At 69.9% G+C, this 24,798-nt stretch carries 19 protein-coding genes and 1 riboswitch; of the genes, 10 read left to right on the top strand and 9 right to left on the bottom strand.

Annotation, left to right across the window (positions count from 1 at the left end; genetic code table 11):
• Complete coding sequence (locus H5411_RS23830; protein ID WP_183125033.1) at positions 1-3,096, top strand: arabinosyltransferase domain-containing protein; 3,096 nt, start codon at positions 1-3, stop codon at positions 3,094-3,096.
• Between the two features lie 44 nt (positions 3,097-3,140).
• On the opposite strand, the gene H5411_RS23825 is transcribed toward H5411_RS23830, so the two are convergent.
• Positions 3,141-4,295, bottom strand: a complete 1,155-nt coding sequence (locus H5411_RS23825) for an MFS transporter (RefSeq protein WP_312878579.1) — start codon at positions 4,293-4,295, stop codon at positions 3,141-3,143.
• 54 nt (positions 4,296-4,349) lie between these two features.
• Between H5411_RS23825 and H5411_RS23820 the strand changes: the two genes are divergently transcribed.
• Positions 4,350-5,138, top strand: coding sequence for an AraC family transcriptional regulator (locus H5411_RS23820; RefSeq protein WP_183125032.1), 789 nt, complete (start codon positions 4,350-4,352; stop codon positions 5,136-5,138).
• Here the strand turns inward: H5411_RS23820 and H5411_RS23815 are convergent.
• Positions 5,038-5,526, bottom strand: coding sequence for a hypothetical protein (locus H5411_RS23815; protein ID WP_183125031.1), 489 nt, complete (start codon positions 5,524-5,526; stop codon positions 5,038-5,040). The two genes, H5411_RS23820 and H5411_RS23815, sit on opposite strands and share 101 nt — an antisense overlap.
• 59 nt (positions 5,527-5,585) lie before the next feature.
• Here H5411_RS23815 and H5411_RS23810 point away from each other — a divergent pair, with 59 nt between their 5' ends.
• The gene (locus tag H5411_RS23810) at positions 5,586-6,014 is read left to right on the top strand and encodes a MarR family winged helix-turn-helix transcriptional regulator (protein ID WP_183125030.1); all 429 of its coding nucleotides are present in this window, start codon (positions 5,586-5,588) and stop codon (positions 6,012-6,014) included.
• Here H5411_RS23810 and H5411_RS23805 read toward each other — a convergent pair.
• Genes H5411_RS23805 through H5411_RS23795 form a run of 3 tightly spaced genes read right to left on the bottom strand, consistent with a single transcriptional unit; the run spans position 6,005 to position 9,251 of the window.
• Positions 6,005-7,516 (bottom strand): precorrin-2 C(20)-methyltransferase, encoded by a 1,512-nt coding sequence (locus H5411_RS23805; RefSeq protein ID WP_183125029.1) that lies wholly within the window; start codon positions 7,514-7,516, stop codon positions 6,005-6,007. The two genes, H5411_RS23810 and H5411_RS23805, sit on opposite strands and share 10 nt — an antisense overlap.
• On the bottom strand, positions 7,513-8,136 hold the full coding sequence (locus H5411_RS23800) for a precorrin-8X methylmutase (protein ID WP_037354494.1): 624 nt from the start codon (positions 8,134-8,136) through the stop codon (positions 7,513-7,515). The genes H5411_RS23805 and H5411_RS23800 overlap by 4 nt, the downstream gene beginning before the upstream one ends.
• Positions 8,133-9,251 carry a nitrite/sulfite reductase gene (locus H5411_RS23795; RefSeq protein WP_183125028.1) on the bottom strand — a complete coding sequence of 373 codons (1,119 nt, stop codon included), beginning with the start codon at positions 9,249-9,251 and terminating at the stop codon, positions 8,133-8,135. The genes H5411_RS23800 and H5411_RS23795 overlap by 4 nt, the downstream gene beginning before the upstream one ends.
• 96 nt (positions 9,252-9,347) lie before the next feature.
• On the opposite strand from H5411_RS23795, the gene H5411_RS23790 reads away from it, so the two are divergent.
• The 5 genes from H5411_RS23790 to H5411_RS23770 all read left to right on the top strand — a co-directional run bounded on the left by H5411_RS23790 (position 9,348) and on the right by H5411_RS23770 (position 17,440).
• Entirely contained in the window at positions 9,348-10,253 is a 906-nt protein-coding gene (locus H5411_RS23790; protein WP_183125027.1) for an ABC transporter ATP-binding protein, read from the top strand.
• The gene (locus H5411_RS23785; RefSeq protein ID WP_101434532.1) at positions 10,250-11,104 is read left to right on the top strand and encodes an ABC transporter permease; all 855 of its coding nucleotides are present in this window, start codon (positions 10,250-10,252) and stop codon (positions 11,102-11,104) included. Before H5411_RS23790 ends, H5411_RS23785 begins: the two co-directional genes overlap by 4 nt.
• Positions 11,105-11,110: 6 nt before the next feature.
• Positions 11,111-11,350, top strand: coding sequence for a helix-turn-helix transcriptional regulator (locus H5411_RS23780; protein WP_183125026.1), 240 nt, complete (start codon positions 11,111-11,113; stop codon positions 11,348-11,350).
• Positions 11,351-11,417: 67 nt separating this feature from the next.
• A riboswitch (cobalamin riboswitch) is annotated at positions 11,418-11,493 on the top strand.
• Between the two features lie 52 nt (positions 11,494-11,545).
• Entirely contained in the window at positions 11,546-15,151 is a 3,606-nt protein-coding gene (gene cobN / locus H5411_RS23775; RefSeq protein ID WP_183125074.1) for a cobaltochelatase subunit CobN, read from the top strand.
• Positions 15,152-16,219: 1,068 nt separating this feature from the next.
• Complete coding sequence (locus H5411_RS23770; protein WP_183125025.1) at positions 16,220-17,440, top strand: chitinase; 1,221 nt, start codon at positions 16,220-16,222, stop codon at positions 17,438-17,440.
• Between the two features lie 77 nt (positions 17,441-17,517).
• Here the strand turns inward: H5411_RS23770 and H5411_RS23765 are convergent, their stop codons facing one another.
• From H5411_RS23765 to H5411_RS23750, 4 genes are all read right to left on the bottom strand, one after another.
• Positions 17,518-18,624 (bottom strand): dihydrofolate reductase family protein, encoded by a 1,107-nt coding sequence (locus H5411_RS23765; protein WP_183125073.1) that lies wholly within the window; start codon positions 18,622-18,624, stop codon positions 17,518-17,520.
• 32 nt (positions 18,625-18,656) lie between these two features.
• On the bottom strand, positions 18,657-19,889 hold the full coding sequence (locus tag H5411_RS23760) for an aldehyde dehydrogenase family protein (RefSeq protein ID WP_183125024.1): 1,233 nt from the start codon (positions 19,887-19,889) through the stop codon (positions 18,657-18,659).
• 557 nt (positions 19,890-20,446) lie between these two features.
• A complete protein-coding gene (locus tag H5411_RS23755) occupies positions 20,447-21,163 on the bottom strand; it encodes a M50 family metallopeptidase (RefSeq protein ID WP_183125072.1) in 717 nt (238 codons plus the stop codon).
• Between the two features lie 208 nt (positions 21,164-21,371).
• Positions 21,372-22,298, bottom strand: coding sequence for a DNA-3-methyladenine glycosylase family protein (locus H5411_RS23750; RefSeq protein ID WP_183125023.1), 927 nt, complete (start codon positions 22,296-22,298; stop codon positions 21,372-21,374).
• A gap of 166 nt (positions 22,299-22,464) precedes the next feature.
• Here H5411_RS23750 and H5411_RS23745 point away from each other — a divergent pair, with 166 nt between their 5' ends.
• Together H5411_RS23745 and H5411_RS23740 are read left to right on the top strand one after the other, a co-directional pair.
• Entirely contained in the window at positions 22,465-23,226 is a 762-nt protein-coding gene (locus tag H5411_RS23745; RefSeq protein WP_312878573.1) for a class I SAM-dependent methyltransferase, read from the top strand.
• A 37-nt stretch (positions 23,227-23,263) separates the two neighbouring features.
• Positions 23,264-24,586, top strand: a complete 1,323-nt coding sequence (locus tag H5411_RS23740) for a M20 family metallopeptidase (protein WP_183125021.1) — start codon at positions 23,264-23,266, stop codon at positions 24,584-24,586.
• Positions 24,587-24,798 lie beyond the last annotated feature (212 nt).

Below are 24,798 nucleotides of genomic sequence, written 5' to 3'. Positions count from 1 at the left end.
ATGCGTCCGATTGCCGTAGTGCTGGGGTTGCTTTCGGCGCTGTGCGCCCTGGCCTATCCCTTCCTGCCGGTCGTGCAGGACACCGCGGAAGTCGTCTGGCCCGTCGCCTCCGACACGCGTGCCGTCAACGCGCCCTTGACCGGGTACTGGGCACAGGACCTGAAAGTCGAACTGCCCTGCGAGACGATCCGCTCGCTCGACGCGCGCACGAACGGCCCCGCGCTGCTGTTCTCGACCGTCCCGGACGGACGCACCGGCAAGCACGCGGCCAACGGCGTCGGCCTGCAGCTGCGCGTCGACAACGGCGTGCTGCTCGCGTCCAGCCAGGGCCAGCAGATCTCGCAGCAGCCGCTTCCGCAGACCGGCTGCTCGGTCACGCTGGATTCGGACGCGACCCAGATGACGCTGTCGGTCGGCAAGACCCCGATCTTCCACACGACCGGCGACGTCCGGCCGCGGGTGCTCGGCATCTACTCCTCGATCACCTCCGCGCGCGACCCGATCGCCGGACTGCACGTGTCGATCGTCCCGGACACGCGCTACCAGACCTCGCCGACCACGCTCAAGCTGGTCGTCGGCATCCTCGCCGCGCTGTCGTTCCTCGGCTGCCTGATCGCGGTGTGGCGGATGGACTCCGGGTTCGCCCGCCGCGCGCCGCGCTGGGCCCCGGTCGGCTGGTGGCGCCTGACCGGCCGCGACGCGACGGTATTCGGCGTGCTCGGCGCGTGGGTCTTCATCGGGCCGGTGACCTCGGACGACGGCTACATCCTCACCATGGCCCGGGTCACCGAGGCCACCGGGTACCTCACGAACTACCACCGCTGGTTCGGCGTCGCGGAGGCCCCGTTCGGCTGGTTCTACCACCTGTACGAGCTGATGACGCACGTCAGCACGGTGCCGCCGTGGATCCGGCTGCCCTCGTACCTGCTGGGGGTGATCAGCTGGCTGCTGATCAGCCGCGAGGTGATGCCGCGGCTGGGCACCCAGGTCCGCCGCAGCCGCGCCGCCGGCTGGGCCGCCGCGGCGGTGTTCCTGGTCTGGTGGATGCCCTACAACAACGGCGTCCGGCCGGAACCGGTCGCCGCGCTCGGGTCGCTGCTGGCCATCTGCGCGGTCGAACGCGCGCTGGTCACCCGCCGGCTGCTGCCGCTGTGCCTCGGCCTGACCGCGGCCGCGTTCACCCTCGCCGCGACGCCGACCGGGCTGATCGCCGTGGCCCCCTTCCTGGTCGCCGGGAAACCGCTGTTCAAGCTGGTCCGGCAGCGGTCGGCGAGCGGCTGGCTGCCGATGCTCGCCCCGATCCTCGCGTCCGGCTTCCTGGTGCTCGTGGTGATGTTCGCCGACCAGACGTTCGCGACCGTGCAGGAGGCCACCCGCATCCGCACCGCGGTCGGGCCGAACCTGTCGTGGTTCCAGGAACTCGCGCGGTACCAATTGCTGTTCGAGAACCTGCCGGACGGCTCCGCGCCGCGCCGGTTCCCGGTGCTGCTCGTGCTGCTCTGCACGGTCACCTGCCTGGTGGTGCTGCTGCGCCGCGGCCGGATCCCCGGCGCGGCGCTCGGGCCGAGCCGACGGCTGATCGGCACCACCGCGTTGTTCTTCCTGCTGCTCGCGCTGACCCCGACGAAATGGACGCACCACTTCGGCGCGTTCGCCGCGGTCGGCGCGTCGATGGCGGCGCTCACCGCGTTGGCGACCAGTTCGACCGTGCTGCGCTCCAACCGCAACCGCGCGGCGTTCCTCGCGGTGCTGCTGGTGGTCGGCGCGCTCGCCGCGACCGGGCCGAACACGTACTGGTTCGTCTCGCGGATCGGGGTGCCGTGGACGAACGTCGCGCCGTCGATCGGCGGCATCCCGCTGTCGACGATCCTGCTCGGCGCGGCCGCGGTCGCCGGGATCTACGCGTTCGTGGAAAACGTCCGGGCGCACCGGCCGGGCCCGGTGCTGACCCTGCAGGAAGGCCGGAGCCGGTCGCTGCGGCTCGGTTCGCTGTCGCTGGTCGTGGTCTGCGGCCTCGTCGCGGCGGGCGAGATCTACACGATGGGCGCGGCGATCTACTTCCAGCGCGACAGCTACAGCCTCGGCGCGGCCAACATCGGGCACCTGTTCGGCAAGAGCTGCAACCTGTCCGACCACGTGATGGTCGAGCGCGACGCGGCGAAAAGCATCCTGCACCCGCAGGCCGAACAGCGGACCGTGCCGGAGAAGCCGGTGACGCAGAACCCGCCGAACCCGCTGCCGAATCCGGACCAGGACAACGGCCGCGTCCAGACCGGCTTCCACACGACCCCGGTCGACGACAAGGACCCGCTGGCCGAACCGCCGCACGGGTTCAAGCAGGACCAGGTGCCGATGTGGAGCAGCTACCTCGACACCCAGACCCGCGCCGGACGGCTGCGCAGCGACTGGTACGCGCTCACCGACCGCACCGAGAACGGCCAGATCGTGGTCGCCACCGCGAGCCAGCCCCGGCGGCCCACGTCGGTGAGCCTGGAGTACGGCGTCAACACTCCCGAGGGCGTGCGCGTGCTGCGCGGCCAGTTCGCGCTCCCGCCCGGCGCGGGCACCGGCGGCTGGAACGACACCCGGATCAACCTGCGCGACCTGCCGCCGGAAACCACGTCGGTGCGGGTCGTGATGGTGGACAACGACCTCACCGAGGACGGCTGGGTCGCCGCGTCCGCGCCGCGCGTGCCGACCTTCACCACGCTCACCGACAAGCTCGCCGGCAAATCGGTGTACATCGACTGGCCCGCGTCGTTCGTGTACCCGTGCGCGAACCCGGTCACCTCGCACGACGGCATCTCCGCGATGCCGGACTACCGGATCACCCCCGGCCAGCTCGCCGACGAGGCGAAATGGGCGTCCAGCACCAACGGCGGACCGAACGGCTGGCTCGAGGAGATCGCGGACGAGCCCGAGGTGCCGAGCTATCTGAACGGGCAGCCGTACCAGTCTTGGGGCCAGCTGTTGCAGATCGAGCCTTACACGACCGGGGTGGCGCCGACGGTGCGGCACGGCGAGAAGACGGTGTGGGGCTGGTGGTCGCCCGGACCCGGGCCTTCGCAGCCGAACGGCAAAGACCCGACGCGCTGAGGGCCGTCGTGAGTGGCAATCGCGGTTCTAACCGGGATTGCCACTCACGACGGCTCCCGCAATCTCCGCGCCGCGGCCACCGACACCGCCGGCGGCACCGCCAGCGCCAGCAACGCCCACTGCAACCCGACCGCGTTGGCGAGCGCCCCCACCGCAGGCGCGACCACCCCGCCGACGCTCACCGCCAGCCCCAGCGTCACGCCGCTGGCGGTGCCCAGCCGGTTCGGTAAGTAGTCCTGCCCCAGCGTCACGTGCAGCGAGAACGGCGCGTACAAGGCCAACGCCGCGAGCGCGACCAGCGGAAACACGCCGTACCCCGGCACGAGCGCGATCCCGGCGACCGCGGGCACCGCCACCGCGTACGAGACGCGGACCGTCCGGGTCCGCCCCCATCGACCGGCCATCATCCCGCCGAGCAAGGTGCCCAGCGCACCGACTCCGAACAGGACCACCAGTGCCGCTTCCCCGGCGAACACGCTGCCGGTTCGCTGCGTGACCCAGAGGGCGAGGAAGGTGTTGAGCGAGAAGGCCGCGATGGAGCGTCCGACTACGACGATGGTCAGCCAGCCGAACTGACGCCAATCGTCGCGCCCGGCCTGCGCCCGGTGCCGCACTGCGGACTGCAGGTGGTGCATCCGGCGGAACAACGCGGCGATGACCACGCCGGCGACGAGCGCGGGCAGCACCAGGTACGGCGTCGCGCCAAGGCCGCCTGCCTGCAGCACCGGCGTGACGAGAATCGGCCCGAGCGCGAAACCGACGTTGCCGCCCAAGGAAAACCAGCTCATCCCGACGTGCCCGTTCCCGGCGAGCCGGCGGGCGATCCGTGCCGATTCCGGGTGGTACGCGGCGACGCCGAGGCCGGACAGCGCGATCGCGAGCCAGGTCAGCGCGTAGGAATCGGCGAGCCCGGAGAGTCCGATCCCGGCCCCGGCGACGGTCATCCCGACCGGCACCAGCCACGGCATCGGCCGCCGGTCGGTCAGCACGCCGAACAGCGGCTGGACCACCGAGGACAACAGCGTCGCGGCCACCGTGATCCCGGCCGCGGCGAGGTAACCGTAATGGCGTCCGGCGACGAGAAACGGGACGAGCGCGGGAACTGCGCCCTGGTAAAGGTCGTCGACCGCGTGGCCGAGCACCATCAGCGGCATCGGCCAGCGTGCGGGACGGACGGGAGCGGAGAGTGCGGTCGTCACCCGATCATCGTCAGACCCGGGACAGCCTTCGCGATTCCGTTATTATGCCGAGTTGTGTCGATTTCCAGCCACCTCCCGACCGCGCCGACGGACATCCGGGACCTGGCCGCGACCTCGAGCATCGCTGAGCACTGGCACGACGAGCACCAGGTCGTCTATGCCAGCAGCGGCGTTCTGGCAGTGCACACGGACCGGTCGCGGTGGATCGCGCCCGCGCACCGGGCGCTGTGGATTCCGGCGGGCACCGTGCATTCCCACCGCGCTTACGGCGTCACGCGGGTGCATCTGTTCGGCTTTCCGCAGCAGCTGAGCCCGTTGCCGGTCACCGAACCGACCGCGCTCGCCGTCACCCCGTTGCTGCGGGAACTGCTGATCGCGTACACCGAACTCGGCGAGGAGCGCTCAACCCCTGCCGGGCAACGGATGCGGGCGGTGTTGTTCGACCAGCTCACCCTCGCGCCGGAACGTCCGGTACAGGTGCCCGCCGCGCGCGATCCGCGGTTGATCGCCGTGTGCCAGTTGCTGGAGGAAGATCCGTCCGACTCGCGCAGTCTCGAAGCGCTGGGCCGTGTTGTCGGCGCCAGCGGCCGGACGCTGACCCGGCTGTTCCGCACGGACACCGGCATGACGTTTCCGCAGTGGCGGACCCAGCTCCGGCTTTATCACGCATTGCGGCTGCTCGTGGAGGGCCGCTCCGTGACGTCGGTGGCGCAGTTGTGCGGATTCGCGACCACCAGCGCGTTCATCGACGTGTTCCGGCGTTCCCTTGGTCATACGCCAGGGTTTTATCTCCGCCATGGGCAATCCGACGCCGCACTACGAGACTCGCCGCGAGACGGTTGACGCCGAACGAGACGAGGATCAGCCCGGTCGCGTCGAGCAGCTGCGCGCCGAGGACGCCGGCCAGCGCGAACGAGCCGATGCGAATCGCCAGAAAGACCGCCCACAGCACGATTCCCGCGCCGGTGAGCCGGTATTGCAACCCTCCGGCCCGCCGGAACCGCGTCACGCAACCCATCGCGGCGCCGGTCCCCGCGACCAGGACGAGTTCGCCAACAAGCAGCCAGTCGGCTCGCTGGAGCCCGCGGACTTCGAACCCGAGGTAAACCAGCCCCACCGCGATCAGCAGCAACGGCATCAGCAGCATCCGCCGCGGTTCGGCGGAGCGCCACTGAAACTGCCGCACGATCAGGATCCCGACCGCGACCACGATCAGCACGTCGTCGACCATCGCCAACTCCATCACTAGTGATACTTCTCCGAATGTATCACTAGTGATTGAATAGGACCATGCGCGCCGCCGACCTGCACCGCCTCGCCCGCACCCTGCGCGAGATCGCCCTGACCAGCACCGGAAACACCGGAGCGGATCAGGTCAACGCGGGAGAACTGGCGGTGATCGAGGATGTTTCGCGCAATCCGGGCGCGACGATCAGCGACGTGACGCGCCGGACCGGGCTCGCGCAAAGCCTCGTTTCCCGGATCACGCATCGCATGGCGGACGCGGGAATCATGCAGGTCCGGCCCGACGAGAAGGACCGGCGCAAATCACGGCTGGAGATCGAACCGTCCGCGCGCGCGATGTTCCGCACTCGCGCGGACGGTTCGATCGCCTCAGCCCTCGTCGCGCACGCACCGAAACTCAGTGCGGCACAACGGAAAGAACTCACCCGCCACCTCGCCGAGGCGGAGCGGCTGCTGCGCGAAGGTCAGGAATAGCTCCGCGGCGTCCACACGATCGACTGCCCGTCCGGGCCTTCCTCCACCACGGTGCGCGAGGAGCCCACGATGAGCAGGCACCGCATGTCCACTGTGGACGGATCAAGCTCGCCCAGCGTGGTGACCCGGATGTCTTCCTCCGGCCCGCCGACGTCCCGGGCAACCACCACCGGTGTCCCCGGCTCCCGGTGCCGCAGCAGGACTTCCCGCGCGTTCGCCAGCTGAGTCACGCGCGTCCGCGAAGCCGGGTTGTACAGCGCCAGCACCAAATCGGCCGCACCAGCGGCGTCCAGCCGCCGTTCGATGATCTCCCACGGCTTCAACCGGTCCGAAAGGGACAGCACGCAATAGTCGTGCCCGAGCGGCGCACCGACCCGCGACGCGGCAGCCTGCGCCGCCGTCACTCCGGGCACGATCCGCACCCGCGCGCCGGCGCCGTTCCCAGCCGAAACCTGTTCCAGCACCGCGGAAGCCATCGCGAACACGCCCGGATCGCCGGACGACACCACGGCCACCCGCGCGCCGGTCGCGGCCAGCTGCAACGCCTCGACCGCCCGGTCCGCCTCGACCCGGTTCCCCGACGAGTGCCGCTGCTGTCCCGCCCGCTGCGGAACCCGCGCGACATACGGCCCGTAGCCGACGATGTGGTCCGCCGCCGCCAGTTCCGCCGACGCTTCCGGCGTCAGCCACTCCGGTCCGGCCGGACCGAGCCCGACGACCACGACCTCGCCGCCTTCCGCCGGTGCCGCAGGAGCAACCGCGGGCTCACCCTCCACCCGCGACTTGTAAGCCGGACTGGGCAGCAGCGCCAAGGAGAAATACGGCACCGATTCCGGATCGACGTCCGCGAACGGCTCCACCCGCTGCTGTCCCCAGGTCGCGCGCTCGACGTACCAGGCGTCGTCGAGTTTGCCCGACTCCGCGAGCGCATCCCGCACCGAACCGAAGGTACGGCCGAGTTTCAGCACCGCCGCCGCTTCGGTGTCCGCCAGCCGGCGCGCCAATTCGGGCGCTGGCAACGTTCCCGGCAACACGGTGAGCACTTCGTCGCGCTGCACCAGCGGACGGCCGAGCACCGACGCCGCCGCGCTCACCGACGTCACGCCGGGTACCACCTCGGCCTCGAACCGTCCGGCGAGCCGCTCGTGCATGTACATGTAGGAGCCGTAGAAGAACGGATCGCCCTCGCACAGCAGCACCACGTCACGCCCGGCGTCGAGATGCTCGGCGAGCTTCTTCGCGCTCAGCTCGTAGAAATCGGCGATCGCGCCTTCGTAGCCGCCGGGATGATCAGTGGTCTCGGTGGTGACCGGGTAGACCAGCCGCTCTTCCAGCTGGCCCTCGCGCAGATACGGCTCGGCCACCGACCGCGCGATGCTGCGCCCGTGCCGCGCACTGTGGTAGGCGATGACGTCCGCCTCGCCGATCAGCCGCGCCGCTTTGACCGTCATCAATTCCGGATCGCCGGGGCCCAGCCCGACGCCGTACAGCCGCCCGGTCATTCGACCGCGCTCGCGATCGCGTTCACGGCGCCGACGGCCATCGCACTGCCGCCGCGCCGGCCGTGCACGACCAGGTACGGCGCGGGCGCACGCTTCGCCAATTCCACTTTGGACTCAGCCGCGCCGACAAACCCGACCGGCACGCCGATGATCGCGGCCGGCGCGCCGACGCCCTCGTCCAGCAGTTCCAGCAACCGGAACAGCGCGGTCGGCGCGTTGCCGATCGCCACCACCGAGCCGGGAAGCCGGTCGCGCCACAGCTCCAGCGCGGCGGCCGACCGCGTGGTGCCGAGCCGTTCGGCCAGTCCGGGCACGCTCGGGTCGTCCAAAGTGCACACGACGTCGTTCGCCGCGGGCAGCCGTTTGCGCGTGATGCCGCTGGCGATCATCTTCGCGTCGCACAGGATCGGCGCGCCCGCCTCCAGCGCGGCGCGGCCCGCCTCGACCACGTCGAGCGAGTAGCGCAGGTCGTCGACGAGGTCGACCATGCCGCAGGAGTGAATCATCCGGACCGCGACGCCCGCGACGTCGTCGGGCAGGATCGCCAGGTCCGCCTCTTCGCGGATCGTGGCGAACGAGTGCCGGTAGATCTCGGCCCCGTCCCGCAGGTAGTCGATCACGAAGGTCCCTTTCTCGCCAACGCATCCGCCAACTCGGACGCCGGGGTCCAGCGTCCGTCGACACGGTAGCCGCCGGGTTCGGCGACAACGTCGCGGTGGGCGCCGGACGGTCGTCCGCACCGCCGTGCACAGCCCGAGACGTGCACCCGCTCCCCGTCCGCGACCAGTGTCGCCGCGTCGGAGCGGACGTCGGCGAGAGACTTCGCACACCCCGGCGCGCCGATGCACGCGCTAAGCTCCGCCGTCGCCGGATCCGTCGAAAGCCCCGCCGCGTGCAGGCGTTCGACGTCCGCGCCGCCGGGCAGCAGGACCGAACGCCACGGCGTGACCACGGCGTCGCCGAAGTCGGCAAGCGTGCGCAACTGGGCGGCGGTCAACTGCCCGAACCTCGGCGCGACCCCCACCGCCTCGCCGCCGTCGTCGCGCTGGATGCGGCCGACGGTCGGGTCGATCCGCGTCGGACGTTCCCGCGGAGCTTCGCGCGGGCCGTCCGGCAGCAGCGCCGAAGGATCGTCCAGTTCCCCGATCCGCCACGCCGAACCGCGCGTGCGCGCAAACGTTTCCGCGACCGTGAGCAGCGCAGACACCGCGTCGTCCCGCGATACCAGCCAGCCGGAGTCAGCGCCCGCTAGCAGCACCACACCCGTCATCGCCCCGACCGCGCGCCAGCAGACATCCGTGCCCGCGACGTCGCCGCGTCCGTCGTCGAAACCGAACAGGAACCGTCCCGGCAACTCAGCAAGTGATGGCCGCGCACACAGCTCCCGGTCGAGCGTCGCGGAGAGCCCCCGGACGTCCGCGAGCCCGCCGCGCACCCCGCTCAACGGCGAGGCCAGCACGTTCCGCACGCGTTCGTGGCTAGGCGACGGCAACAATCCGGCTTCTGTCAGCCGCGCCGCCAAGCCCGGGCGACGGACTCCGCGCAGCTGGACATTCGCCCTCGAGGTCAGGTGGAGGTGGCCGTCGCCGAGGTCTTCCGCGCAGGTGGCCAACGCCCGCAGCCGATCCGCGGTCACGACGCCGCCGGGCAGCCGGACGCGCGCGAGCGGCCCGTCCGCCGCGTCGTGCGTCGCGAAGACTCCGGGACAGGCGTCGGCGCGCACGCGGCTGGACATGGCGCTCACTGTAACCCGGAGCGGATTCAACAGGCTTGCTCTCATATGTAGTACATCTGCTACATTCGATCGCACAGGCAGGATGGGGGTCATCCAATGAGAGATCAAGCGGACACCGTGCTCCGCGTCGAAGGCCTACGCATGCGCTACGGCTCGAACGACGTGCTGCACGGCACGTCGTTCAGCGCGCACCGCGGCGAGGTGCTGTGCCTGCTCGGCCCGAACGGGGCGGGCAAGACCACGACGATCGAAATCCTCGAGGGGTTCCGTATGCGGTCCGCGGGCGAGGTGTCCGTGCTGGGCACCGACCCGGCGCGGGGCGGCGAGGACTGGCGGGCGCGGCTGGGGGTCGTCCTGCAGTCCTGGCGCGACCACGGCAAATGGCGCGTCCGCGAGCTGCTCGACCTGCTCGGGTCGTTCTATTCGCCGTACTCCACCGACCGGATCCGCCGCCCGTGGGACACCGACGAGCTGATCGAGGCGGTCGGGCTGACCGAGCACGCGGGCAAGAAGATCCGGATGCTGTCCGGCGGGCAGCGGCGCCGGCTGGACGTGGCGATCGGCATCGTCGGCCGCCCCGAGCTGCTGTTCCTCGACGAGCCGACGGCCGGGTTCGATCCGCAGGCGAGGCGCGATTTCCACGAGCTCGTGCACCGGCTCGCCGACGACGACACGACGATCCTGCTCACCACGCACGATCTCGACGAGGCCGAGAAGCTCGCCGACCGGATCCTCATCCTGAGCGGCGGCCACATCGTCGCCGACGGGTCGCCGGACCAGCTGAGCAGGCAGATCGCCGGAGAGGCCGAGGTGCGCTGGACGGTCGACGGGCAGCGGTTCGTGCACTCGACCACGGAGGCGACGAAGTACGTGTACGAGTTGTTCAAACAGCACGGCGAAGCGGTCGCCGACCTGGAGGTCCGGCGCGCGTCGCTGGAGGAGACCTACCTGACGCTCGTGCAGCGCGCGGAGTCCGGGGCGACCTTGGCGGGCGTGCGATGACGGCGTCGGCGCAGCGGACCGCGGCGCGGGCGGGGCTCCGCCGCGGGTTCATCGAATTCCGCCAGCAGTGGACGAACCGGGACGACCTGATCGGCCAGCTCGTGTGGCTGGCGATGATCTTCGGCACCCTGTTCTTCATGCGGGGCGCGCATCTGCCGGGCACCTCGTTCTCGCTGGGCACCGCGACGGTGCCGAGCGTGATCGGCGCGGGTCTCGTCTTCAACGGCCTGTCCGCCGTCGCGGGCTCGCTGGTCGTCGACCGCGAGGACGGCACGCTGCTGCGGGCGAAGGCGACGCCGAACGGGATGTTCGGCTACCTCGTCGGCAAGGTCACGACGTTCTCGATGATCCAGGTCGCGAGCATCGTCGTGATGCTGGTGCCGTCGCTGTTCCTGTTCGACGGACTGGCTCCGGACGGGCTCTTCTCGCTCCTGAACCTGCTGTGGGTGCTCGCCGCGGGCCTGGTCGCGACCATGCCGATCGGCGCGGCGGTCGGTTCGCTGATCCAGGATTCGCGGATGCTGGCCCTGGTCATGCTGCCGATGCTCGGGCTCGGCGCGATCTCCGGGATCTTCTACCCGATCACCGCGCTGCCGGTCTGGCTGCAGGACGTCGCGCAGGTGTTCCCGATGTACTGGCTCGGCCTCGGCATGCGCTCGGCACTGCTGCCCGACCAGGCAGTCGTCGTCGAGATCGGGCAGTCCTGGCGGCCGTGGGCGACCCTGGGGGTGCTGCTCGCGTGGGCCGTGATCGGATTGGTGCTGGCCCCGATCCTGCTGAAGCGGATGGCCCGGCGCGAATCGGGGTCGTCGGTGGCGGCGCGAAGGGAAAGGGCACTTCAGCGTGTGTGAGGCGCGGTGAGCGAGACCGTCTACAACCGCATCGCGGTGCTGCGCGCCGAACGCGGCATCTCGCGGCGGCAGCTCGCGGACGCGCTCGGCGTGCACTACCAGACCATCGGGTACCTGGAGCGCGGCGAGTACAGCCCGAGCCTGTACCTGGCGTTGCGGATCGCGGAGTTCTTCGAGGTCGCGGTGGAGGTGCTGTTCTCCACCGCGCCCTTCCCGCGGATCGGGGACGAAAGCAAGCCCGCGTGAGGGTCTGCTCACCTTGACGGCGCCCGCGCGCCCGGCGAGAGTAAGGGCGCACACGCGTCGGCACGCGGAGGAACCCGGTGGAAATCCGGGGCGGTCCCGCCACTGTGACCGGCGGCCGCGCGGCCGCCGGCAGCCAGGAACTCCCGCCGGCGTGCCCGACGACCCGGGGCGCGGACACCCCGAGTGAGGAACGCCGTGATCCTGCTGCTGTCCACTTCGGACACCGACCTGCTCAGCGCCCGGGCCAGCGGCGCGGACTACCGGCTCGGCAACCCGTCGCGGCTGCCGCTCGGGGACCTCCCCGGGCTGGCCGACGGCGCGTCGATCGTCGTCGTCCGGATCCTCGGCACGCCGCGAACCTGGCAGGACGGCCTGGACGTGCTGCGCGCGTCCGGTGCGCACGTGGTCGTGCTCGGCGGCGAGCAGACGCCGGACGCGGAGCTGATGAAGCTCTCCACCACCCCGGCCGGGATCGCCGCGCAAGCGCATCTGTACCTCGCGCAGGGCGGTCCGGAAAACCTCACGCAGCTGCACCGGTTCCTGTCCGACACGCTGCTGCTCACCGGCGAAGGCTTCGAACCGCCCGCCGAACTGCCGTCGTGGGGCGTGCTTTCGCGGCCGCCGTCCTCGAACGACGGCCCGGTCATCGGGATCCTCTACTACCGCGCGCACCACCTGTCCGGGAACACCGGTTTCGTGCACGCGCTGGCCGACGCGGTCGAATCCGCGGGCGGCCGGGCGCTGCCGATCCACACCGCGTCCCTGCGCACGCGGGCGCCGGAGATGATGGCCGAACTCGGCAAGGTCGACGCCCTGCTGGTCACCGTGCTGGCCGCGGGCGGCACCCGTCCGTCGGAAGCCGGAGCGGGCGGGGACGACGAATCGTGGGACGTCGCGGAAATGGCCGCGCTGGACATCCCGGTGCTGCAGGCGCTGTGCCTGACCAGCGACCGCGAAACCTGGTCCGCCAGCGACGACGGGCTGTCCCCGCTCGACGCGGGCAACCAGATGGCGGTACCGGAATTCGACGGCCGGATCATCACGGTTCCGTTCTCCTTCAAGGAATTCGACGACGACGGCCTCCCCCGGTACATCGCCGACCCCGAACGTGCCTCCCGAGTCGCCCGCATCGCTCTCGCCCACGCGCGACTCCGCCACACGCCGCCTGCTTCTCGCCGAATCGCCCTGATGCTGTCCGCGTACCCGACGAAGCACTCGCGCGTCGGCAACGCGGTCGGCCTCGACACCCCCGCGTCCGCGATCAAACTCCTGCGCCTCATGCGCGAACGCGGCTACGACCTCGGCCCCGACGCCTTCCCCGGCGTCGACCCGACCGGCACCGACCAGCCGGACGGCGACGCCTTGATCCACGCCCTGATCGCCGCGGGCGGCCAGGATCCCGAATGGCTCACCGAAGAACAGCTGTCCGGCAACCCGATCCGCGTCCCGGCGGCGCGCTACCGCTCGTGGTTCGCTTCCTTGCCGGTCGAGTTGCGAGAAGCGATGGAAGAACACTGGGGTCCCGCGCCGGGCTCGCTGTATGTCGACACGTCGGCAAACCCCGAGGGCGACATCGTCCTGGCCTCGCTGCAGGCCGGCAACGTCGTGCTGATGATCCAGCCGCCGCGCGGGTTCGGCGAAAACCCGGTGGCGATCTACCACAACCCGGACCTGCCGCCGAGCCACCACTACTTCGCCGCCTACCGCTGGCTGGAAGAGGAATTCGGCGCGCACGCCGTCGTCCACCTCGGCAAGCACGGCTCGCTGGAATGGCTGCCCGGCAAGACCGCCGGTCTCTCCTCCGCCTGCGCGCCCGACGCCGTCCTGGGCAACCTGCCGCTGGTGTACCCGTTCCTGATCAACGACCCCGGCGAAGGCGCACAAGCGAAACGCCGCGCACACGCGACCATCGTGGACCACCTGGTCCCGCCGATGGCCCGCGCCGAGTCTTATGGCGACCTGGCCCGTCTCGAGCAGTTGCTGGACGAACACGCCAACATCGCCGCGATGGACCCGGCGAAGCTCCCGGCGATCCGCGCCCAGATCTGGACCCTCATCCAGGCCGCGAAACTCGACCACGACCTGGGCATCGAGGAACGTCCGCACGACGCCGAATTCGACGACTTCCTGCTGCACATCGACGGCTGGCTGTGCGAGGTCAAGGACGCCCAGATCCGCGACGGCCTGCACATCCTGGGCGAAGCCCCGGTCGGCGAGGCACGGGTCAACCTGGTCCTGGCGATGCTCCGAGCCCAGCAAATGTGGGGCGGCAAGCAAGGCGCCGTCCCCGGCCTGCGCTCCGCTCTGGGCCTGAAGGAAAATTCGGACGCCCCGCTGTCCGAAGTGGACGCCATCGAGTCGACCGCCCACACGCTGGTTTCCCTCATGGAGACCCACTCGTGGTCCCCTTCTTCAGTTTCCTCGGTCGTCACCGAAGTCCTGGGCACTTTCGACGCCGAAGTCGCCCGCGTCCTGACCTTCGCCGCGACCGAAATCGTCCCCCGCCTGGCGGGCACTTCGTCCGAAGTAGACGCCGTACTGCACGCTCTCGACGGCGGCTACATCCCCGCGGGCCCCAGCGGCTCCCCCTTGCGCGGTTTGGTCAACGTCCTGCCGACCGGCCGGAACTTCTACACGGTGGATCCGAAGGCCATCCCCAGCCGCCTGGCATGGGAAACCGGCCAGGCCCTGGCGGACTCCCTGCTCCGCCGCTACCGCGAAGACACCGGCGACTGGCCGCGGTCCGTCGGCCTCTCGGTGTGGGGCACCTCCGCCATGCGCACCTCCGGCGACGATGCCGCCGAAGTCCTCGCGCTGCTGGGCATCCAGCCAGTCTGGGACGAAGCCTCCCGCCGCGTGACCGGCATCGAACCGATCCCGCTGTCCGAACTGGGCCGCCCGAGGATCGACGTGACAGTCCGCATCAGCGGCTTCTTCCGCGATGCCTTCCCGCACGTCATCACCCTGCTGGACGACGCCGTCCGCCTGGCCGCTTCCCTGGACGAACCGGAAACTTCCAACTACGTCCGCGCCCACGTCAACGCGGATTTGGCCGCCCACGGCGACAATCGCCGAGCGACCACCCGCATCTTCGGCTCGAAACCTGGTGCCTACGGAGCCGGCCTGCTCCCCCTGATGGACTCCGGAAACTGGCGCGACGACAAAGATCTAGCCGAGGTCTACGCGGTCTGGGGCGGCTACGCCTACGGCAGGGACCTGGACGGCCGCCCCGCGCGCGAGGACATGGAATCGTCGTACAAGCGCATCGTCGTAGCCGCGAAGAATACGGATACTCGCGAACACGACATCGCCGACTCGGACGACTATTTCCAATACCACGGCGGAATGATCGCCACAGTCCGCGCCCTGACCGGCTCCGCTCCAGCTTCCTATGTCGGCGACTCGACCACTCCCGACGCCGTCCGCACTCGTACGCTGGGCGAAGAAACGGCCCGCGTCTTCCGCGCCCGGGTAGTCAACCCGCGGTGGCTGTCCGCCATGCGCCGCCACGGTTACAAGGGTGCCTTCGAACTCGCAGCCACCGTGGACTACCTCTTCGGCTTCGACGCCACGGCCGGTGTCGTGGGCGACTGGATGTACGAGAAGTTGTCGCAGTCGTATGTTCTGGACGAGGAAAACCAGCAGTTCTTGCGGGACGCGAACCCGTGGGCGCTGCGGGGAATCATCGAACGCCTGACGGAAGCCGCCGACCGGGGATTGTGGGAAGAGCCGGATCCGGAGTTGATGGCCCAGATGCGCGAGGTTTACCTGAGCCTGGAAGGCGACCTGGAGAACGACTGAGGTGGCTCGCCCTCGGCTGACTCACGCTCGGCCAGCCAAGGGCAATGCTTGATCCCAGTTCGGCCATTCGCTCGCTGCCTTCTTTTACCGCGCGCTCCCCATGCACGTCGCCTCCACGCGCCCTGGCTGTCCGCGTGGTCGCCTGCACCGCGCTCCTTGCCATGCGCAGATGAACGCGCTCCACGGCAACACCGCTCGCCCGCCTGACGAACCCGTTAGCCCAGTTAGACCACGCGTGCTGCCTCCTTCGGACACCGGTCAGCAATCCGTGTCCCGCAGCCCCCTCACCACTCCTCTGCGGAGAATTCGCCCAGCCGCTTGAACAAGCACGACCCACCCGCGTGCCCTACCGCCAAGCCCTCCCCGCCCAGCCGCGCCACCACCACTGCTCCCGCCACCACTCAGCAAACCGCCCACCCTTCTCCCGCCGACCACTGACCGCAGTCCCCACCCGACGGCCCCTGCCCGCACCTGCCCACTCCAGCCGCACCGTCACCGTCTCCCCCTCACTCCGCCTCCCGACCAACCACCTCGGGCCCAACCCCCTCCCATGTCCTTGCCCGCAGCCAGCCCGACCGTGCCGTCCCCGTCTCCTCACTCCACCCGCACCGACCAAGCACCGCAGGCCCCATCCCGCGCTAAGGCCGCACCCGCTCACTCCAACCGCACCGCCACCGCCTCCCCCTCACTCCTCCCGCACCGACCAAGCACCGCACGCCCCACCCACGCCCTGGCGGCATCCGCCCACTCCAACCGCACCATCACCGTCCCCCTTTCTCTCCGCCTCCCGAACAACCACCGCGGGTCTCATCCGACGCTCTGGCCGCACCCACCCCAGCCCAGCCGCGCCGTGGGTCTCCCCGCTCCCGACCGGACCACTCGGCTCTGCGGTCCGCGTCCCTTTGCGAAGAACCGTTGCGCCGCAAGGGTGAACCCGCCGCACCGAATTCCGGCATACCTCCCGAACCAGCCTCCGGCCGGACAAGAGCAGCCGACCGCACCTTGACTTCATAATGGTCTAGTCCAATGCTTACCGCATTCATTTTCCGAATGCTCGCCGGAGGACAGATGCAGCGAAGCAGACTGGCCGCCACACTCGTCGCCGCCGCTACCGTGGCCGGGGCCGCGGCCGCCGTGGCCGCGACCGCCCACGCGCAGACCGGGACCTCGACCGGTCTCGACAACAACTGGTACGCCTCCGCGCCGTACCTCATGCCGCAGAGCAACAACCCGCCCGACCCGGTGACCGTCATGAACGCGACCGGGCAGAAGGCGTTCCAGCTGGCCTTCATCCTCGCGCCCAACGGCGGCGGATGCAGCCCCACCTGGGACGGCACCTCGCCGGTTTCCTCGGACACGACCGTCGGCGACGCGATCAACCGCATCCGCGGCAACGGCGGCGACGTGTCGGTTTCGGTCGGCGGCTACGGCGGAACGAAACTGGGCCAGACCTGCGGCACCGTCGACGCGACCGCCGCCGCCTACCAGCAGGTCGTGACGAAATACAACCTGAAAGCCCTCGACTTCGACCTCGAAGAACCCGAGTACGAAAACACCGCCGCCATCGCGAACGAACTCGGCGCCGCGAAGAAACTGCAGGCGGACAACCCCGGGCTGTTCGTCTCGGTGACCATGCCGGGCACGTCGGCGGGCACCGGCTGGTTCGGCACCCAGCTGCTGGACCAGGCGAAGTCGATCGGCTTCTCCCCCAACGACTTCTCGATCATGCCGTTCGACGGCGGCTTCACCGGCGGCGGCGCGTCGCAGGTGTCAGCGCTGGAAGCGTTCCACGGGTTGCTCGAAAGCCACCTCGGCTGGGACAGCGCCACCGCGTATTCGCACGAGGGTTTCTCGGGCATGAACGGGAAATCCGACTCGTCGGAATACTTCAACGTTTCCGATTTCCAGACCGTCTACGACTACGCGACGAGCCACCACCTCGGCCGGTTCACCTTCTGGTCAGTGAACCGCGACCGGCAATGCACGACGACGACCGACAACAGCGTGTGCTCGAACGTCCAGCAAAACGACTGGGATTTCACGAAGTTCACCACTCGGTTCGCCGGGGCGACCCCGCCGCAAACCACTCCGCCGACGAGCTCGACCAGTCCGACCGGAAATCCCCCGGGAACCTGTTCGGCACCGGAATGGCAGAAAACGCAGGTCTACACCGGCGGCGCCGTGGTCGCGCACAACAGCCACAAATGGACCGCCAAATGGTGGACCCAGGGTGAGGAACCCGGCACGACCGGCCAATGGGGCGTCTGGGCCGACAACGGAGCATGCTGACCGGCTGATTTTCCCGATCGGGCGCTGCGCCGCGGATTCCGTGCCGCAGCGCCCGAACCGTCAGCTGTATTGAGGAATCAGGGACGAACGCCAGGCAGGTGCGTATTCGCCCGGCGAACTTCCGAAGCCAACGCCGGCACTTCGATCACCCGGCGTCCGGCCGCGACAAGCCGCTCGACCCCTTCAGCCTCGACGAACAGTGACGGTTCCCGCCACGCCATCACCACTCGTGGAATGGCCGTTTCGAGGATCAGCTGCGTGCAGCTTTTGGGATGGGACGCGCGATCGCTGCACGGTTCGAGCGAGCTATACATGGTCGCGTCGGCCAGTCGCGGATCGTGCGGATCGAGCTTCGCCAGCGCCGATTCTTCCGCGTGGTTGTGCGGATCGCCTTCGCCCGAATGCCCGGTGGCGAGCACCGTTCCGTCCGGCAGCCCGACGACCGCGCCGACGCGAAACGTCGAACTCGGCGGACATTCGTCGGCGAGGTCGATGGCCTGCCGCAACCGCAGCAGATCGAGCGACGACGGTTCAGCCGCGACCCGATACCGCAGCACCGCGACGTCCCCGAGCCGCCGCACTTCCGTCAGTTCCAGCGGTCGCGGGAACGCACCCGGCCCGAGAAACCGCGGCGCTCGCGGGTCGCCGACCATGATCGGCGCGATCGCGAGCCGGAGTTCGTCGGCGAGCCCGGCGTCGAGGAACTGCGTGTGCACTGCCCCGCCACCCTCGACGAGCAGCGTCCGGATCCCTCGCGCGCCGAGGTCGTCCAGGACGCGGTCGAGCCGTGGAGGACTGCCGACGTCCACCACAGTCGCGACCGCGCTCAGGCTGTCCGCGCTCCCCCGCGGTGCGTAGACGAGCTTCTCGGTGTCGCCGACGGTGAAGAACCGCGACGCCGGATCCAGCTTGCCGCTGCTCGTGACCGTCACCTTGACCGGTTGCTCCGGCCGCCCCGCCGCGACCCGCTCACGGCGCAGTTCGGCGGAGCGCACGAGAAGCCGCGGATTGTCGGCCCGCACCGTGCCCGCACCGACGAGGATCGCGTCGGCCTCGGCGCGGAGCCGGTCGACCTCCGCGAAGTCGTCCTCGTTGGACAGGAGCAGACGGGTGCTGCCGGCGTCGTCGAGGTAGCCGTCCAGCGATTGCGCCGCGGACAGCAGGACGTGCGGCCGCCCGGTCATCGTGCCCATCCGCTCATCGTGCTCCGGCCAGGTCAGGCAGGCACCACGGCGTACTGCCGGACGTACAGGTCGGTGTAGGTCACCGGCCCGCGCGGCCCCGGCACCCGGTCGAGGTTGATGCCGGTCTCGGGCACCGCGAGCAGCTTGAAGCCGTCCAGCAGCCGGGTCGGCGCGTTCCAGAACACGCCCGTCCCGGTGTACCCGTCGAAGAACTGCTCCGCGGCCGCCGGGTTCTCGGTCGCGATCCCCGCGGCGAGCCCGGACGTGCGCTCGTTCGCGATCTCGACCGCGTCGACGAGCCCGCCGACCTTCTCCACGGTGACGGTCGCCTCCCGCTCGGAGTCCAGCGCCCACTCGTAGCCGATCGGGTGCTCGTGCGGCGCGAGCGAGGGCGTGACGCCGCGCTCGGCCAGCGCCGACTCGATCTGCGGCCACACCGCGTCGTGCACGTCCTCGTGGATCAGCAGCAGGTTCAGCCGGTTGCAGACGCCAAGCCGGTCAAGGCTCGAGAACACCAGGTCACGGACCTTGTCCGCATCCGCCGCGACGTCGACGTACAGCACGCCGCCGCCATCGGCGTGCGCCAACGTGCGCACCCCGTGCACCGCGGCCTCGGTCGCCAGCGCTCGCGTGCTGTCGCCGCTGCCGCGCAGGATGACGAGCGGAACGAGCCCAGGCAGCCGCACCAGCGCCGACGCCGCCTCGCGCTCCACGCGCGGCACCAGCTGCACGACGTCCGGGTTGATCCCGGCGGCCTCGAGCGCAGGCGCGATCACGACGTCCCGCAACCGCTGCGCCGAACCCAGCGCCGCCGACCCGGTCCGCAGCACGCCGCCGTTGCGCGACTTGACCAGCTGCGACGCCACATCGACCGTCACGTTCGGCCGCGCCTCGTAGTTCGCGCCGATGACGCCCACCGGACGCCGCCGCTCGACCAGCCGCAACCCACCGTCCAACGTGGACACGTCGACGGACCGCTCCTGGTGCGGCGCGCCAGCCAGCAACCGCAGCTGCGAGGCCATCCCGTCGAGCCGCTCAGGGGTGATGGTGAGCCGGTCGAGCAGACCGGCGCTCATCCCGTCGGCCGTAGCCTTGGCCACGTCGGCCCGGTTGGCCTCGAGCACCACATCCCGGTGCGCGACGAGCCGCTCCGCCATCCCGACGAGCGCCGCGTCCACCGCGTCGTCCCCGGCGGCAGCCAACGACGGCGCAGCCGCCTTCGCCGCCCGCGCACACTCCTCGACGGCCTTCGCGACCTCGTCCATCGCCTGTCTCCCTCCGGCGGCTCAGCAGACGTCCAGTCTGCCGTACCGCCCACATGGGGAGACGACGGGCTCAGCCCTCGGGACACTCGCGGCCCTAGTCTCCTGGTAGGCCACATGGTCGACAACGCCGCCACTCACGACGGCGACGTCCCTCTCGCCGCCTACCGCCGCTGGCACTGACTGGCACTCCGACCACCGGCTCCGCCGGAGCACCGGCCGCGCGACCCGACCACCAGCCGCGCTACTCAACCACCAGCCGCTGCACCGACCCACCAGCCGCCGCGCCCAACCGCCAGCCGCCGCGCCCAACCGCCAGCCGCCGCGCCGAACCGCCAGCCACTCTGCCCAACCACCGGCCGCTGCACCGGGCCACCGGCCGCCCCGCCCAGCTGTCGGCCGCTCCGCCACAGCCCGACGTCCACTGACGTCACCGCCGAACTACCACCAGCTCCGCCCCAACCCAGCGATCCCGCGCCGTCACGCGACGCCACCGAACCGTCATCCCGCGTCACTTCACGGCAGCAAGTCAACCGCAAGCCAGAACCGTCGCGGCCGCCTCACAACGCCAGCGGCTGCAGCAGCCACAGCCCGCCCGCGATGACACAGCTCACCGTGAGCACGCCGAACACCAGCACCCACAACACCGCGGGTACGGCGGTCAATCGGCTCAGCTGATCGGCGTCGGAGTCCCGCGCCTGGCCACGCCGCCGTTTGAGCTGAAGCTCCATCACCGGCCGAACCCCGCCGAACAGCAGGAACCAGGTCAGCAGATACACGAACGGCGCCTGCACCACCTTCGGCGCGACCAGAGCCACAAGCCCGAGCACGGCAGCGCTCGCCACCACCGTGAACACGCCGTAGGCGTTGCGCACCATGATCAGCACACCCAGCAGCAGCAACGCGACCAGCACGAGCACCGTGGTGATCAGGTCCGCTCCGACGAGGCTCGCGAACACCAGTCCCAGGACCGACGGCGCGATGTACCCGGCCAAGGCCGTGAACGCCATGCCCGGTCCCTCAGGATTGCCGCGCGACACGGTGACTCCGGAGGTGTCCGAGTGCAGCCGGATCGACCGCAGCCGCCGTCCGACCGTCACCGCGGCCAGCGCGTGGCCCGCTTCGTGCACGATCGTGATGACGTTGCGGGCGAACCGCCACGGCGTCCCACCGGCCAGCACCACCAGCAACGCGATACCGCCCGTGACCAACGTGATGACGCTCGGCGTGTTCGCCTGTTCCAGCGCCGCGCCGACTGTCCCAGTGCCCGCTGCCATGGCCGCACCAGAGATTTCTCCGGTGCCCGGTCGAGCACTGAGCACAGTCGAGACGGCGAGTGCAGGCGTAGTCACGCGGACACCTCACCACAGGCGCTATTTGGCTGCTGTGAGTGCCCAGGCGACAACCGTCGACCGCGATTCGGTATGGGACGCGGCCTCACTCCATGACGTCTCCCTCCTGTCGATCCGCTTCTTCGAGCACCGCTCAGTTCGCCGCCTCCCCGGACGCCGCCGCCCGCAACCGATCGAGCCGGAACAGATGCGCGACCCACGACCGATACGGACGCCAGTCCTCGGCCAGCGGTTCAAGCTCGTCCGGCGGCGTGTCGGGAGGCAACGCGTACTCCGCGCACAGAATCTGGTGAAGCTGCGTGTCCAGCCGGGGGAAGAGATCAGGGTGTCCCGCGCCGTGCAGCAGGATCTGCTCGGCGGAGAACGCTCCGATGCCCGGGATCGCACACAGCCGGGTCATCGCGTCGGGAATCGGCAGCGCCAGCAGCTCTTCGGTGTCCAGACGGCCGTCCGCCGCTGCCCGCGCGACAGCTCGAAGGCGGGCAAGCCGGAACGGCCCCACCGACGGCTCGTCACCCAGTTCGGCCAGAATCTGCGGCGAGGGAAAGGAAAACGGCCCGTCGTCGCCCACCTGACGGCCATGTCGCACAGCGAGCTGCTCGCGCAACCGCATCGCCTGCGGAACCCGCATTCCTTGCGTGAGCACGGCCCAGCAAGCCGCTTCATACGGCGACGAATACAGCACGGGGCGTGCTCCGCTGTGGCGGGCGTGCAGCCGCCGAACGACCGAGTCTCGACTCGCGACCTCGGCGAACCCGGATTCGTCGACATCGAGCGAAAGCATCCGGCTCACCTGTGCGACCACTCGCGCGGCGATCTCCACCGGAGCCGCCACGCCGACTTCGACCGTGCTCGGAGATCTCTGCCGGATCGCGGCCCCGGCATGGGTCCAGGTCCCCTCCACCGGGAACGCCACCCGCAGCACGCCCGGTTCGGCACAGAAGGATCCGGCCGGGCCCGTCCCGGCCAGCCACTGCGAAGCAGCACTCAGGTCGAATGCCCCGTGCACGGCGATTTCGCCGGTGGGCAGGTCGATCGGGCGCAGGATCGGTGCGGTCATCAGTCAGTCCTCCTCGCTGGTCTCCGCGGGTCGGAGACCGTGCGGACGACGTTAGGAACCGGCACCGACAATGCCGGTCGTCGAACGCCTGATCGGGCAGATCTTCACTCTAACGAGTGAGCCGTTAATACCGCATACTGCCGGTATCCCCGTCGAGAGGACCCCCGTGCCGCACCAAAGCACCCAGCAACGGCTCACCGACCTGCTCAGCGAGCCGGCCACCGCAGTCGAAGGCTTCCTCGACACGCTCGGCGACGCGGCCCAGGCCGGCCCGTCGACCGGGCTCACTCAGCGGCTCATGCGCACCACGCTGCTGCCCCAGGTCTACGAACGTTACTGGCGTCCTGTGCTCGGCCGCGTCCTCAAAGGCCCCGGGGGCCCGAGCATGACCGACGAGATCGCACTGGCCTCCGAACGGCTCGCGCTGCGGTCAGGTCAGGTCGTGCTCGACGTCGCGTGCGGGACTGGCCGGTTCACACGTGCGTTCGGTGACGCAGTGGGTCCGGATGGACTCGCGATCGGCCTGGACGGCGCACGGAGCATGCTTTCGCGCGCGGTCGAAGAGACTGACTCGCCGACCGTGGCTTACCTTCGCGCCGACGCGGTCGAGCCGCCGCTGCTTTCGTCCACTGTGGACGCTATCTGCTGTTTCGCCGCCCTGCACATGTTCGCCGAGCCGGAACGCGCGCTCGATTCGTTCGTCCGGATTCTGCGTCCCGGGGGACGGATCGTCCTGCTCACGAGTGCTCGCCGCGACTGCCAGCTCGCCCGGATCGCCGACACCGCAGGAGGAATCGTCAGCGGACAACGCATGTTCGACCGCGGGGAGATCGCGGCCGGCTTGCGTGCGCGTGGCTTCGACGAGATGCACGAGCAGTACTTCGGCGTCGCGCAGCTCGTCTCCGGTCGGCTGTCTGACGTGCAGTGATCCATTTCTGTCGGGGTTCGGGGATAGCATTCCCCGCATGACCCACGCCGCACCTGTCCCACCCGACGACAGCCACCTCCGTTCCCTCATCGAAGCCACCGCCGATGCCGTGGCCGCCGCCGAACCGCTCAGCTCCGACTTCGCGGGAGCTGACGCGGAAACCCGTGCTGCGGTTGAAGAAGAAGTGCGTTCCCGAGCCGACGAACTCGTCGCGCTCAGCCAGGATCTGCATGCGCATCCCGAAGAAGGATTCGCGGAACACCGGTCCGTCGGCGCGCTCGCCGAGTTGCTGCGAGCTCACGGACACGAGGTCACCGTCGGGCTCGGCGGGCTGGACACCGCGCTGCGCACCGGAACCCCGGACAACAACGGGCCGCACATCGCGGTCCTGTCCGAATACGACGCGCTGCCTGGGTTGGGGCATGGCTGCGGGCACAACGTTATTTGCACCGCCGGAGCCGGTGGGTTCCTCGGTGCGGCGGCAGTGGCCGAACGGCTCGGCGGACGGGTGTCGCTGGTGGGCACTCCCGCGGAGGAGGGCGGTGGCGGCAAGGAAACGCTCGCGCGAGCCGGGGTTTTCGACGATGTCGATGCGGTGATCATGCTGCACCCGTTCAGCCATGACATCGCATTGCATCCGTTCCTCGGCAGGCGGCAGCTCGAGATGGTGTTCCATGGAGTCGGCGCACATGCTTCGGCGCAGCCGTTCATGGGACGCAACGCGCTCGACGCGGCGGTGGCGGCCTACCAAGGAGTGTCCGCGCTGCGGCAACAGTTGCCGTCGACCGACCGAGTGCACGGCATCTTCACCGATGGCGGCGCGCGGCCGAACGTGATCCCCGAGCGGGCGGCTCTGTTGTTCTACCTCCGGTCAGCGAATCCCGAGACGCTGCGCGATCTGGCCAGCCGAATGACCGCGATCGCCCACGGCGCGGCCGAAATGACCGGCTGCGGGGTGGAATTGCACTGGGACGCACAGCCCGCGTACCTGCCGATCCGGTTCAATACGACGCTGGCCGGCCGGTGGTCGGTCAATCAACAGGGCACCGGGCGGAAACCGCTGCCACCGGGAATCGTGCCGGAGTTCCTGACCGGAAGCACCGACCTCGGGAATTTGTCCTACCGCATGCCCGCACTGCACCCAATGATCGCGGTGTCCGGGCCGACGGTCGCGTTGCACACCAAGGAATTCGCCGAGGCTGCCGGGTCGCCGGCGGGCGACCAGGCGGTCGTCGACGGCGCGCTGGGGCTGGCTCTGACCGCCGCCGATTATCTCGCCGACGCGGAGCTGCGCAAAGCCGTGCACGACGAGTTCGAGGGATCGGGAGGAGCGCTGGATGTGCCGAGTTTCTTCGACTGACCGGTGTTGGAAGAGAAAGCGTGGATGACCATGGTCCGAGAGGCTGGAAAGGAGGTGCACTGCGGCCGGTTTGACGGGCTGAGCTGACGCTGCGGACGAGCCGGGCTGATGCTGCGCCGGGAGCGGTAGCGGGTTCTAGCGGGCTGGTTGCACGGCACGGCACGGCACGGCACGGCACGGCACGGCACGGCACGGCACGGCACGGCACGGCA

Origin of the sequence: Amycolatopsis echigonensis (assembly GCF_014174495.1) — a bacterium.
In the GTDB taxonomy this organism is placed as follows: domain Bacteria; phylum Actinomycetota; class Actinomycetes; order Mycobacteriales; family Pseudonocardiaceae; genus Amycolatopsis; species Amycolatopsis echigonensis.
This window is presented reverse-complemented; position numbering and strand designations above follow the sequence as displayed.